Raw genomic sequence first — 11,786 nt, 5'->3', positions numbered from 1 at the left:
GCATCGGGTTTTCTTATAGCTTACGAAAATTTCTTTTGTGCAAAACAGACTTTTTCATAATCTAACCCGATGTACAACCCTTCTGTGAGATTTCCGCGTCGATGCCGTCATGGCCCGCCTGCAACGTCGCCCGCACCTCCGACACCAGATGGTGGACATGGGCAAAGCGTTCCACGCTGAACAGTTCCGGCACGCGGACGCTTCCGATCCTCGCGACCTGTCCGATATCGTTGCGCATCAGGTCAACGATCATCAGGTTTTCCGCGCATTCCTTGTCATTCTGCCGCAATGCATGCGCAAGCTGCCTGTCGCGCACGGGATCCGGATCGCGTGGGGCCGTGCCCTTTATGGGGCGCGCCGTGATGGTGCCTGCGGCGTCAAGGGAAATGAACCGCTCCGGCGATGCGCAAAGAAGGGCGAAGTCCGGCCCGCATGACAGGAACGCCCCGAACGGCGCGGCGGAGGTCACGCGCAACGCGCGATATGCCGCCATGGCCGACAGTCCCGGCGGCCTGTCCCCCCACATGCGCGAGGTGATGTTGACCTGAAAGATGTCGCCTGCCGCGATATACTCACGCGCCCGCGCCACGGCCAGCCGATAGGCGCGGGGCGTGCGGTCCGCCATGAAAGGAACCCGTGGCATGGGCGGAACCGGCGCGTCCGGGATGACCATGTCCCACAACCGCCGCACCTTTTCGCGCTGTCGTGCCGTATCGGCCTGCGTTCCATATCCCGCCACCCACGCCTGGCGCGCATGCCGGTCGAATACCATGACGTGGTCATAGATGGCCGCCACGAATTCGGGCTGCCACGGATCGGCCTCATGCCGGGTTGCAAGGCCCATTGCCCGCTGCCCGAAGCGGTAATCCGCAAAGCCGATGGCCCCGCCCGCAAACGGCACCTGCACGGGACAGGAAAAGGAGGGCACCAGTCCCCGCAGAAGCGCCAGCGGATCGTCCCCGGCCTCGCGCCCATCAAGCATGCAGCGGCCTGCGCGCGCGACCAGCACATGAACGGGATCAATGCAGATGACGCTCCACCGGCCACGTGGGGTGATATCCCCGCCGCTGTCCAGGCAGGCCATCCATGGCACATCACCCAGCGCGGCCAGCACGTCGCCGACCTCCCGCCATGGCAGTTCATGCGCATAGGCGGGGTGCGTCTGTGGCGGGTTATGGGCTGTCACGGGTCAGGGGCGCTTGCCGCCCGGGCCTTCATGATGCGGAGGTGTCATCAGGCTGCCGCGCCTGACCGCCGGGGCGGTTGGCCCATCGCCAGCTGCTGCGGCCCTGCCGGGCCAGTTCGCGATGCATCACCACCACGGGCCACTGCCCCCGTGGGAAACCTGTCGCGGCCCCTTCCTGTCCTGCGGCGGCAGGGACGGAGGCGTGCGGTTTGCCCAGACGGTCGGCCAGTGCCTCCACCAGCGTCACGGAGCGATGCCGCCCGCCCGAGCAGCCGATGGCGATCGTGGCGTATTTCTTTCCTTCCTGCACGAAACGCGGCAGGACAAGTTCCAGAAGGTCGTCGATCCGGTCAAGGAAGCCCGCGTAATCGGGATCGGCCTGAACATAGGCCGCGACCTGCGGATCAAGCCCCGTCAGCGCGGACAGGGAAGGATCGTAATAGGGATTACGCAGGAAACGCGCATCGAACACCATGTCCGCCTCCCGCGGGAGGCCGGCCGGAAAGGCAAACGACATCAGGGCCACGGTCAGCCCTTCCCCACGGCCATCCTCCCACTGTCCAAAACGCGCCTCCACAAGCTGGCGCAGTTCGGGCGGGGGCAGGTCGCTGGTGTCGATCACCACATCGGCGGCTTCGCGCAGGGGGGAGGTAAGGCGGATTTCCGCCTCGATCCCTTCCTTGACGGTGCCATGAATGGCCTGCGGATGACGCCTGCGCGTGGCGGTGTAGCGGCGCAGCAGCACGCTTTCCTCCGCCGTGGCGTAAATCAGTTCCGCATGGAGGTGGGGATTGATGCGCAGGCGCGACAGCGCCGCCAGCACGGCCGTGGCGTCAAAGCCGCGGGTGCGTGAATCCACCCCGACCGCAACGGGTTTTTCCGCCCGGGCCACGATTTCATCGAGCATGCCAAGCGGCGGATTGTCGATGACCTCGTGCCCAAGATCCTCCAGAATGCGCAGGATCGACGACTTGCCAGCCCCGGAAAGGCCGGTGACAAGCAGGATGCTGCGCGGCGGTGGTGAATCTTCATGCATGTATGTGGCAGTCACGCGAAACCCTGAACGGACATCATGCCGGCATGAACCGACGTTCGGATGCCAGAATTATGACAATCGGGAACGCAGGTTCCCCATCACGGGATTTTCCCCCCTTTTACCACATATGAAAAGTGCCACCATCATCACATCTGCATTTAGCAGGGCTGAGGAACGGATGGAACGCGTCATGCGGGCGCCTGAATTTAATCATGGACAAAATATGACTGTTTTGTGATTTTCGTCCCGATGGAAAAATTAACACGACCGAACGCGGAAATCCATATTCGTCACCTGACCGGTCGCAACCCCGGAAACGGGGAGTTCGCGCCCAGCCTTGTCGCGCAGTTGCGCCTGGCGCTGGCGCTGGCGCAGGGGGCATCCGAACTGGAACAGCATGGATACGGCCTGCGCGACGTGACGCGGATCATTTTCACCCTGAGCGGGACGGAAGGGTTCAGCGCCTGTTTTTCCACCCTAAATGAACTGTTCGGTCAATCCTGCCCCGCAACGACATTGCGCCTTGTCAAAAGCGGCAGGCATCAGGAGGAACTGGTCGAACTCGACCTTCTGGTAACGCCAAAACCCTGACGCGTTCCCCCTGATGGAGGGATATCAGGGCAGCACCTGCCAGATTTTCTGATAACCGTCATAGAGGACTTCCGCGCGGATCGTTTTCATGAAGCGATCGACCAGCAGTCCCTTGCCCCCGGGGCCGAGGTCGCCCACGTTGTAATCATCGATGCACAGCAACGTGTCCGGACCGATCAGCGGTCGCACCGCCGTAAGTTCCATGATGTGATGGATCGCGCTTGGCATCGGATTGGCGTGATCGAGGTCGAAACTGTCCAGATAGATCAGGTCCACCGGCGTCCCGCACCGCAGCGACAGCATATGCAGGGCGGCGACGGAATCATTGAGGATCAGGCTGGTCGCGCCACTGCAGGCGCGGCGCGCGCTTTCGATGCTGTCTGGCGTGATGTCGATGGAAATGACCGATCCGCCAACATCACGGACAAAACTGTCGAACTGGAACGTGCTCTGCCCATCGCCTTCCCAGTTGCCGCCGACACGCAGGCAGCCGGTTTCCAGGATAAAGGGGGCGCGTCGCCCGGACAGGCGATCGAACATCAGTTCAAAGCTGTCCGCCCTTCTGGCAAGGCGGGGTTTGAATGCGGTCTGGAACTGCGTGGCGAAAGGCCGGGAGATATCGAGATCGGGAAGACCGACGAAGGCGGGGTCCGCCTCCATCCGTCCATCATCCATGATATTGCCGGTGCGATGATGCTTGTAGGCCTGTTCGAATTCGGGCTGCATGACCAGTTCACGCACGACATCATCAATGCGGATATCCGGATCATTCAGCCGCTGGTACAGATCCCGGCCCGTATCGGCTCCCCCCAGTGACTTCAGAAGTTCCTGTATGTTTCCCGTTCTTTTACCGCGTGCCGGTCTGGTCATGCCATTTCTCCTTCAGGATGTTCAGGATTCGGAAACCACCCGCGCAATACAGTCCGCAACAAGCTTGTGCGCATTGGTAATATCATTGAACTCATCCCCGTCGGGGCCAAGCTGATGCGCCATCTGCTGTTCGTCACGCTCCCTGATCCGGGCGTTTTCATGATCCAGCATCGCAGTCTGCTGTTCACGGGTCAGCATCCGCAACGCCGTCTGCAACGCAACCTCAAGACAGCCCACGTGGGCTTCGAGCAACGCAATTTCCCCATCGCGCACAGTATCGTCATCGCCCATTGTAATTCGCTCCTGCCGTTTCACGATGTCAAAAATATGTTGCCCGTTGAATCCGTCCAATACGCGAATATTCCGGATCATGGGACATCTGTACAGAATGATAAGAATATTGACACGGTCCGTTTGTGATTTTTTCGCCCTGATCCTGTCCATGAAGGCACATTCCACCGTGTCATGCCATGATGAAAACCTGTTGTTCCCGGGATCAGGATGTCCCCTTCCCATACCGCCGGAGGTGTATGAAACCGGTTGACCGGCAAGGAAAATAAAAAAATCCGGGTGCCGCCTGTTTTCCAAACGGGCCATGTTCCTGCGATGCTTTTTGGAAAAGCCTCACCAAAAATTTTTACAATTCCAGGGTATTATTGGCCCGACTTTTTCAAACACTCCCTTATCGGGCAATCAGTTGTGCATGAAATGCCACAAGCCGTGCGGTATAGGCCTGACGCGAGAAGAACCCCGCCCGCACGTACCCGCGCCTTACAAGATCGCCACACACGCCGCCTGCCTTGTCCACGCCATCAAGTTCGGAAATCGCGCCGGCGATATCATCCACATCGAACGGATCGACAAGACGGGCGGCCCCGCCCGCGATTTCCTCCGTCGCGCCGCCGCGCGAGGTAATGACAGGCGTCCCCAGCGCCATCGCCTCGATAATGGGCAGCCCGAATCCTTCGGCAAGGGACGGAAAAACCAGGGCATGCGCCTCTGCAAGGCCGCGCAACAGCTGAAGGCGACTGCTCCACGGCAGGCGGATCAGCCGACCGGGACCATCCGGCAATGACAGGTCGGGCCGGTCATCGCCATCGGGACCGATCAGCACCAGCGGGCGATGACTTCCGCTGCGGGCATAGGCCGCGACAAGGCGCGCGATGTTCTTGCGTGATTCCACGCGCCCGATATGGATCAGGCTGCCGGGGGGAACGATACGGGGGCTGGCCATCACGGCAGTGATGTCGATATCGACCATCTGATACAGATTGACGACACGTTCCGGTGCGACATCAAGGATATCGATGATCTGTCGCCTGACCGTTTCGGAAACGGTGACGATCCTGTCCATGCGCGTCACCAGTTCACGCAGCAGGCGTTCAAAACGCCCCGGATCTATGCCCGTCAGTCCGGGATTGAGGATCGGGACAAGATCATGGATGGTCACGATGTTCATGCAGCCCTGCAGGACCATTGGCAGGGGATATGTCCAGTGCATGAGCGCCGGCGGCGTATCGGCGCGTAATGACGTCAGCCGGCCAAAGGTCTTGTACCTGACATGCGCCGTCCGATACAGATCGAAGCAGGACGGCGCCGCGTGCCCGTGTGCATCGGGTCTGACAACGACATGTCGTCGGGGGCGGAGCGCACGGACCAGCCGGTACGCTTTTTCCAGTTCACGGAAAGGAAGCTTTCTGGCGTTCCCCTCCTGTCCGTCAAGGAATGCGGTGGAAACGCCGGTTTCGCGCAGGCAGTCCGCAAGGTCACGCGTATATCTTGCAACGCCGGTACCGCCACGGCTGCCGATGTTCCGGCCATCCAGCCAGACAGGACTGACCGGGAAACCCTGCGACAGTGGGAACGGGCCTCCCGCCTGCGGTTTTCCGAGCATCCTCCCCGTCAAGACAGGATTACTTCGCCAGCCAGGCGGCCGTGATACCCGGGCTGATGATCGTGCTCAACAGGTTGAAGAACTTGTTGAAATTATTGATTTTTGCGTTAGCGACGTAAATCAGGTCCTTGTTTTTCATCGGGAACTGCTGCGCAAGGAAGTAATTCTGCGCATTCATCATGTCCAGCTGGTACACAACGGGAATGTTCTGCTGGCCCGGATCCATCTGCAGGCCAAGCCTGCCGGCAATATTGCGGTCCTCGAAACGGAACAGATAAACGGCATTAGGATCGGCCTGCTGATCCAGCGGCCCGCCAACACGCGACAGTCCTTCCGCCAGCGACAGGGTGGGCTTGGTAAAATTGACCTCATCAACCTTGGAGGTCGCGCCAAACACCGTAAAGCTGCGCGGTTCATACAGCAGTTCAAGCCGGTCGCCGGACTGTAGGGGAATATCCTGCTCCGGCGTCTGTTCAATAAGTTTCAGGGGAGCCTGCACCAGCCGGTCGCCCCGCGTCAGCTGCACAAGCACATCCTCGGAAAGATGCTTTGCCCCGCCCGCCAGCGCAACGACATCAAGCACGCGTTCCTGATTGGGAGACAGCGCAATACGGCCGGTCCTGCCGACATCGCCATAAACGATCGCCACGTTCGTCTCATCCAGCAGGGGACGCACGATCACGGCAGGCTTTGTGGAAACATTTTTCAGGCTTCCGGCAATACGCTGTTCGATTTCCGATGGCGTCAATCCCGCGACATGCAGCTTACCCACATAAGGGATCGTGATGTTGCCATCATCATTGACCTGAACCACCGGAAGCTGTGTCTGAACGGCGCCAAGCGGCGTCTCCCCCCCGATGCCGGACACGCTCGTCAGAGTTGCGGTATCCTTCGAGGAAGATGTCGAAACAGCGCCTGAAAACAGTCCGTTACCGACCTCATACACCGATATCGCCAGACGATCGCCCGGTCCGATACGATCGTTATGTGACGGCACGTAATTCGTCGTATTCAGGGTGGAAAGCAGCGGTGGCTTTTCCGCATCCAGCCACGATACCAGTTCGGGCGTGATCGGGATGATCCTGAACCCGAGGCTGTTCTTATTCGGGCTTTTCTGGTCCGCCACAATTTCCGATTGCACGGGCCCGCTATTGGGAAGGGTATTGCATCCGGCCAGCAGGCCCCCTGTTACGGACAACATCGCCACCATGCCCGCGATACGCCGCGCCATGTCAGGAAACAAGGGCAGGCGACGGCCATTCACGACTGTCGGCATCGTCATTCCAACGGAGGTCCCATCTTCATGACGCGTCCTCAAAACAACGGGATGGTCTGGCATGCTGGTTAAATATTTTCTCTTTGCTCGGGGCGACAGGGAAACGCCTGCAACACTCAGGATACCGCAGGTAAGAAGGCCGGATATCTCTACTCCGCCAGCAAAAAACGATCAACCTGAACCTGCCGACGTTCTGTATCAGCACCTTTCTGCTACAGAATTAAGGCATTCGAGGAATATTGTGGTGATTTTACGGAAACGTGGTGGAGCTGAGGGGAATCGAACCCCTGACCTCCTCATTGCGAACGAGGCGCTCTCCCATCTGAGCTACAGCCCCACATACCGTGCTGGGGGATAAATCACACGATGGCCCGATGTGTCAAGCCTGTCTGGACATCACGGATGCGTTTATTCATGGGGACGCACAGTTGATATTGTGGCGCGTGCCACGGAACGCTAGATTCCGCACAGACGCCCCCTTTTGAAAGTCGGCCCATTGATTACCATTGTGTTCAGGCTGCTGTTCGAACTGATCCAGCTTTACACCTGGGTGGTTCTGCTGGCCTGCCTTTTCAGCTTCCTGATCGGTTTCGGCATCCTTGATCCGCGCGAACGGATCGTATGGAAAATTTACAATTTTCTTTCGCGCATGACCGAACCCCTGCTGCAGCCCATTCGCAATATCCTGCCGCCGGTCGCCAATATCGACCTCAGCCCCATCGCGCTGCTGCTGCTGATCCAGTATGTGCTGTGCCCCGTCCTGGGCAAGATATATGGCATGATGCTGGTGGGGATTGCCTAACGGGCCGTCAGGCTGAATGCTGGGGGCTGGCGTGCGTCATGGCGGGAACGGTTCCTGTCATGACATGCGCGCTCTGCCCCATGGCAACCAGGAGTTCCCATGTCCATCGTCAAGAAGCTTTCGGCAGCATGCCTTGCCCTTCCCCTCCTTGCCGCCGTTTCGGCAGCACCTGTCCATGCACAGGGACTGTCCGGCCTGACGGGCGGCAACTCGAACGGCGCCTCCTCCCTGCTGGGGAATGCGGCGTCCGGCGCGCTGTCGAACAGTGGCCTGAACATTCCGTCCGTATCGTCGCTGGCGCCCTCCAACGTCACCGGCCTTCTCAGCTACTGCGTTGAAAACAACTATCTCGGGGGGAATTCGCCCTCGACGATCCTGTCCTCGCTGAAGGGCAAGAGCGGCCTTGATACGTCCAGCTCCCTCTACACCAACGGTCAGCAGGGGATCCTGGACACCGGAAACGGAAACACGTTCTCCCTGTCGTCCCTGACGGGCAACCTGAAGCAGAAAGTGACCAAGAAGGTCTGCAGCGCCGTGCTGAAGCAGGGCAAGTCGCTTCTGTAAACTCTCACCCGCTCTTGTGCGGGAGTGTTGATGCGCGCGGCCCGGGCAATGTCCCGGGCCGCGCGTTTCATGTCAGAAGGGACGCACGACAATCATGATGACGACAATCATCATCAGCACCGTCGGCACTTCGTTCGCCATGCGATAGAAGCGTTCGTCATGGGTATTGCGGTCCTGCGCGAAGGCGCGTCGCCACGAAGCGCAGGCCCCATGGAAACCGGCCAGGCCAAACACCGCCGCCAGCTTCGTCAGCCACCATCCCGCATGCCAGTCGATCAGTCCCGGCATCATCGCCAGCAGGCCGCCGAACAGGAACGTACAGCACATCGCCGGCAGCATGATCATGCGCAGAAGCTTGTATTCCATGACCTTGAAGCGTTCGGATTCCGCCGATCCCACTTCCGTCTGGCAGTGATAGACAAACAGGCGCGGCAGGTAGAACAGGCCCGCCATCCACGCGACCATGGACATGATATGGAACGCCTTGATCCATAACACCCACGGCCACAGCATGCTCATCATGTTCCCTGTCCCTGGGATCGAAGGATGCGCTTCACCAGCGGGACGAATTCCCCCAGATGGCCGATCCGCAGCAGTCCGGGCCAGCTGGTCGCGGGCAGGTCCAGCGGACGCAGCAGGACACAGGCCATTCCCGCCGCATGCGCGGCCCCCGCCCCGGTTTCGGTATCTTCCAGCACAAGGCAGTCTTGCGGATTCACGCCCTGGCTTTTCGCGGCGGACAGATAGACGGCGGGATCTGGCTTGGGCCTGCCCATGTCGCGCGCCGAATGGATCTGTTGTGGCGTAATCAGCGCATCCAGCCCGGTGCGACCGAATTTCGCGTCCATTTCCAGTTTCGACGAGTTGGAACCGATGCGGTAGGGAATGCCGAGTGCTGCGATTTCACGCAGCATGGTGGCCGCCCCCTCGATCGTCTCCGCTTCGGATTGCATCAGTTCCACGAGCGCGTGCTGCATGCGCGTCGGCCAGTCCGCCGGAAGCGTCAGTCCGGCCTGATCCTGCATTTCCTCCTTCAGGGCCGTCAACGCCTTGCCCGCGAACCTGCCGACGGCATCGTCATCGCTGATTTCCAGCCCCGCCTTGCGCAGTTCCCGCGCCAGCATGCGGCATGAAGGCCCCTCGCTGTCGATAAGGACGCCGTCGCAATCGAAGATGATCAGCCGCAGATGGCCGTCAGGACGGATGGAAGCAGGCAGCATGTTCAGATATCCCGAATGGTGCGGATAAGGTCGCCGACATGTTCGGGCGGCGTCGCGGGCACCACCCCATGACCAAGGTTGAAGACATGAGGACGTCCCTTCATCGCGTCACGGATGGCGCGGGCCTCCGCCCGCATGCCCTCGCCACCCGCCAGTACCCGCAGGGGATCAAGATTTCCCTGCAGGGTCAGGGTCGAAGGCAGCTGCGCCGCAATCGCCTTCATGTCCGCCCCGGTATCGAGCGCCATGGCGTTGACGCCCGTCTGCCGGCCGTATTCCACCGCCATGATCCCGGCAAGCCGCGGGAAGCCTATGACCGGAACGCCGGGGTGGCGTTCGTTGATGATGCGCACGATCCGCTGGGCCGGGGCGATGACATGGCGGCGGAACTGCGATGGCGGCAGCAGCCCGGCCCAGCTGTCGAACAGCATCACGGCCTCGGCCCCCGCCACGATCTGGTCGCACAGCATGTCGGCCGTGGCGGTGGTCAGGGTATCGATCAGGCGGTCGAAGAATTCCGGATCGGAATAGGCCAGTCCACGCGTGACGTCGAATTCCCGCGACCCGTGGCCTTCGACCATGTAGCAGGCGACGGTGAACGGCGCGCCCGCAAACCCGATCAGCGTGACCTGTCCCGGCTGCGCCACCCCGATCGGTTCGGGACCGTCAACAATGCCGCGCAGACGACGCAACGTTTCCATGACCGGTCGGGTTGCCTCTTTCACCCGCCCCACGTCCAGGCGTGCCAGATCCCGCAGGCTGCGCACCGGTTCCAGCACCGGACCGCGCCCGTGAATGAATTCCAGCGACTGTCCCATTGCCCAGGGCAGGATCAGGATGTCGGAAAACAGGATGGCCCCGTCCATGCCAAAACGGCGGATCGGCTGCAGGGTGATTTCGGTCGCCATGTCCGGCGTCATGCAGCGCGTGATGAAATCCGCCTTTTCCCGCAATGCCCGGAATTCGGGCAGGAAACGTCCGGCCTGCCGCATCAGCCATACCGGGGGGGGCCAGATCGCTTCTCCCGCAAGAGCACGCAGAAGGGGTTTGCCTGTTTCCGTCATCGGTCCGTCGTTCAGTTTCATTGCAGCGGGACTATCTCGTACTTTTTGCCGACCGAACAGCACGGATCCGCTTTTGCCGTTTTTCCCACGGCTCCGGAGGTCTCATTCCTAATCAATAAAAGAAAAGAGAAAGAAATTCTTAAGGTGGCTTATAGGGGGTGTGAGTGATGGGGTACCCATGTTTCCGAAAATGTACCCCGTTTTTCCCACAGTGTGTACAGTCCGGAGGGTCCCGGTTTTCAGCCATCAGGGAAAGTTGCTAAGAATTTTCCGACAGGGGGCTGTGTACAACTCAGGTTGCAGGGGGGTGTTCGGCTTATCCACGGTACTCGGTACGATGCAGAATCATGCGAAGTACCATCCCCATGTACCACAGTACTCCCGGAGTACTCCCGTCGCCGAATTTAATGTTTAACTTTGACAGTACGGAGCGCCAGATGTCCGACGACTCGAATTTAGTACTAAAAAACGTTTCATTACAGACCGAGTCGCCACGGATAGTACTCGCCAGCCAGTCTTCCGCCCGTCGCATGCTGCTGGAATCGGCGGGGCTGGTCATTTCCTGCCGGCCGGCCGCGATTGACGAGGGGATCATCAAGCAGCGTTGCCGGGCATCAGGATGTGATGCCGATGCAGCCGCCATGGAACTGGCATGGGCAAAGGCGGCACGAATCGTGGACGGAGACGCGATCGTCATCGGCGCGGACCAGATTCTGTCATGCGATGGGGGATGGTTTGACAAGCCTGCCGATATCGCGTCCGCGCGTGCGCAGCTGACGCGCCTGCGCGGACGCGGGCACGTGCTGCATACGGCGGTTGCGGTGATGCGCGACGGCAGGCGCCTGTGGCATCACCTTGCGCGCCCGCGCCTGTGGATGCGTGAGTTCAGCGATGATTTCCTTGACCGTTACCTCCATCTGGAAGGTGATCGTGTCCTGTCTTCGGTCGGGGCCTACCGGCTGGAGGGGCCAGGGCTGCATCTTTTCGACCGCATGGAGGGGGACCATGATGCCATCCTTGGCCTGCCACGCATGGCATTGCTGGAATTCCTGCGCCAGCAGGGGATCGTAAGGACATGAAATAGGGGGTTGCAAAGCCTGGGGCTACTCGCTATACCCCGGCAGGCAAACGGGTCGAGCCCATACGACCCGGTCAGAAGTGTGGGGCCATAGCTCAGTTGGGAGAGCGCCTGAATGGCATTCAGGAGGTCGTGAGTTCGATTCTCATTGGCTCCACCATCCTTATCTTCCCTAAATATCGTTCTGATTTTGCTTGCCTGTATT

13 protein-coding genes and 2 tRNA genes are annotated in these 11,786 nt (G+C 60.2%); 5 read left to right on the top strand and 10 right to left on the bottom strand.

Annotated elements, in window-relative coordinates:
* Positions 1-61: 61 nt before the first annotated feature.
* Together CFR71_RS12750 and rapZ are read right to left on the bottom strand one after the other, a co-directional pair.
* Entirely contained in the window at positions 62-1,186 is a 1,125-nt protein-coding gene (locus tag CFR71_RS12750) for an anthranilate synthase component I family protein (protein WP_239020414.1), read from the bottom strand.
* Positions 1,187-1,214: 28 nt separating this feature from the next.
* Positions 1,215-2,222: an RNase adapter RapZ gene (gene rapZ, locus CFR71_RS12745; RefSeq protein ID WP_110531692.1), complete on the bottom strand. Its 1,008-nt coding sequence runs from the start codon at positions 2,220-2,222 to the stop codon at positions 1,215-1,217.
* A 249-nt stretch (positions 2,223-2,471) separates the two neighbouring features.
* On the opposite strand from rapZ, the gene CFR71_RS12735 reads away from it, so the two are divergent.
* On the top strand, positions 2,472-2,813 hold the full coding sequence (locus CFR71_RS12735) for an endoribonuclease L-PSP (protein WP_110531702.1): 342 nt from the start codon (positions 2,472-2,474) through the stop codon (positions 2,811-2,813).
* Between the two features lie 24 nt (positions 2,814-2,837).
* Here CFR71_RS12735 and CFR71_RS12730 read toward each other — a convergent pair whose 3' ends face one another.
* The 5 genes from CFR71_RS12730 to CFR71_RS12710 all read right to left on the bottom strand — a co-directional run bounded on the left by CFR71_RS12730 (position 2,838) and on the right by CFR71_RS12710 (position 7,190).
* On the bottom strand, positions 2,838-3,683 hold the full coding sequence (locus CFR71_RS12730) for a class I SAM-dependent methyltransferase (protein WP_110531689.1): 846 nt from the start codon (positions 3,681-3,683) through the stop codon (positions 2,838-2,840).
* 21 nt (positions 3,684-3,704) lie between these two features.
* Complete coding sequence (locus tag CFR71_RS12725; protein ID WP_110531687.1) at positions 3,705-4,280, bottom strand: hypothetical protein; 576 nt, start codon at positions 4,278-4,280, stop codon at positions 3,705-3,707.
* An 85-nt stretch (positions 4,281-4,365) separates the two neighbouring features.
* Entirely contained in the window at positions 4,366-5,577 is a 1,212-nt protein-coding gene (locus CFR71_RS12720; RefSeq protein WP_239020413.1) for a glycosyltransferase family 4 protein, read from the bottom strand.
* 19 nt (positions 5,578-5,596) lie between these two features.
* Complete coding sequence (locus CFR71_RS12715; protein ID WP_239020412.1) at positions 5,597-6,859, bottom strand: polysaccharide biosynthesis/export family protein; 1,263 nt, start codon at positions 6,857-6,859, stop codon at positions 5,597-5,599.
* A 255-nt stretch (positions 6,860-7,114) separates the two neighbouring features.
* Positions 7,115-7,190 (bottom strand) — tRNA-Ala (locus tag CFR71_RS12710).
* 159 nt (positions 7,191-7,349) lie between these two features.
* On the opposite strand from CFR71_RS12710, the gene CFR71_RS12705 reads away from it, so the two are divergent.
* Entirely contained in the window at positions 7,350-7,655 is a 306-nt protein-coding gene (locus CFR71_RS12705; protein ID WP_206059788.1) for a YggT family protein, read from the top strand.
* A gap of 99 nt (positions 7,656-7,754) precedes the next feature.
* On the top strand, positions 7,755-8,219 hold the full coding sequence (locus CFR71_RS12700) for a YjjA family protein (RefSeq protein WP_110531684.1): 465 nt from the start codon (positions 7,755-7,757) through the stop codon (positions 8,217-8,219).
* A gap of 72 nt (positions 8,220-8,291) precedes the next feature.
* Here CFR71_RS12700 and hemJ read toward each other — a convergent pair whose 3' ends face one another.
* Genes hemJ through hemE form a run of 3 tightly spaced genes read right to left on the bottom strand, consistent with a single transcriptional unit; the run spans position 8,292 to position 10,503 of the window.
* Positions 8,292-8,738 carry a protoporphyrinogen oxidase HemJ gene (gene hemJ, locus CFR71_RS12695; RefSeq protein WP_110531682.1) on the bottom strand — a complete coding sequence of 149 codons (447 nt, stop codon included), beginning with the start codon at positions 8,736-8,738 and terminating at the stop codon, positions 8,292-8,294.
* On the bottom strand, positions 8,738-9,439 hold the full coding sequence (locus tag CFR71_RS12690; RefSeq protein WP_110531680.1) for an HAD family hydrolase: 702 nt from the start codon (positions 9,437-9,439) through the stop codon (positions 8,738-8,740). Before CFR71_RS12690 ends, hemJ begins: the two co-directional genes overlap by 1 nt.
* Before the next feature lie 2 nt (positions 9,440-9,441).
* Positions 9,442-10,503: a uroporphyrinogen decarboxylase gene (gene hemE / locus CFR71_RS12685; RefSeq protein WP_110531679.1), complete on the bottom strand. Its 1,062-nt coding sequence runs from the start codon at positions 10,501-10,503 to the stop codon at positions 9,442-9,444.
* Positions 10,504-10,940: 437 nt separating this feature from the next.
* Between hemE and CFR71_RS12680 the strand changes: the two genes are divergently transcribed.
* On the top strand, positions 10,941-11,582 hold the full coding sequence (locus CFR71_RS12680; RefSeq protein ID WP_110531677.1) for a Maf family protein: 642 nt from the start codon (positions 10,941-10,943) through the stop codon (positions 11,580-11,582).
* An 83-nt stretch (positions 11,583-11,665) separates the two neighbouring features.
* Positions 11,666-11,741: transfer RNA gene (locus tag CFR71_RS12675), tRNA-Ala, on the top strand.
* Positions 11,742-11,786 lie beyond the last annotated feature (45 nt).

Origin of the sequence: Novacetimonas pomaceti (assembly GCF_003207955.1) — a bacterium.
GTDB classification, from domain to species: Bacteria; Pseudomonadota; Alphaproteobacteria; order Acetobacterales; family Acetobacteraceae; genus Novacetimonas; species Novacetimonas pomaceti.
The sequence above is the reverse complement of the archived record's forward strand: the minus strand, read 5'-3'. Positions and strand labels throughout refer to the sequence as shown.

Excerpts from the sequence above, each read along its gene's own strand:
- CFR71_RS12715 (WP_239020412.1), bottom strand. The coding sequence starts at position 6,859 with ATGACGATGCCGACAGTCGTGAATGGCCGTCGCCTGCCCTTGTTTCCT.
- hemJ (WP_110531682.1), bottom strand. The coding sequence starts at position 8,738 with ATGAGCATGCTGTGGCCGTGGGTGTTATGGATCAAGGCGTTCCATATC.
- hemE (WP_110531679.1), bottom strand. The coding sequence starts at position 10,503 with ATGACGGAAACAGGCAAACCCCTTCTGCGTGCTCTTGCGGGAGAAGCG.
- CFR71_RS12730 (WP_110531689.1), bottom strand. The coding sequence starts at position 3,683 with ATGACCAGACCGGCACGCGGTAAAAGAACGGGAAACATACAGGAACTT.
- CFR71_RS12680 (WP_110531677.1), top strand. The coding sequence starts at position 10,941 with ATGTCCGACGACTCGAATTTAGTACTAAAAAACGTTTCATTACAGACC.
- CFR71_RS12735 (WP_110531702.1), top strand. The coding sequence starts at position 2,472 with ATGGAAAAATTAACACGACCGAACGCGGAAATCCATATTCGTCACCTG.
- CFR71_RS12690 (WP_110531680.1), bottom strand. The coding sequence starts at position 9,439 with ATGCTGCCTGCTTCCATCCGTCCTGACGGCCATCTGCGGCTGATCATC.
- rapZ (WP_110531692.1), bottom strand. The coding sequence starts at position 2,222 with ATGCATGAAGATTCACCACCGCCGCGCAGCATCCTGCTTGTCACCGGC.
- CFR71_RS12700 (WP_110531684.1), top strand. The coding sequence starts at position 7,755 with ATGTCCATCGTCAAGAAGCTTTCGGCAGCATGCCTTGCCCTTCCCCTC.
- CFR71_RS12720 (WP_239020413.1), bottom strand. The coding sequence starts at position 5,577 with ATGCTCGGAAAACCGCAGGCGGGAGGCCCGTTCCCACTGTCGCAGGGT.
- CFR71_RS12725 (WP_110531687.1), bottom strand. The coding sequence starts at position 4,280 with ATGGCCCGTTTGGAAAACAGGCGGCACCCGGATTTTTTTATTTTCCTT.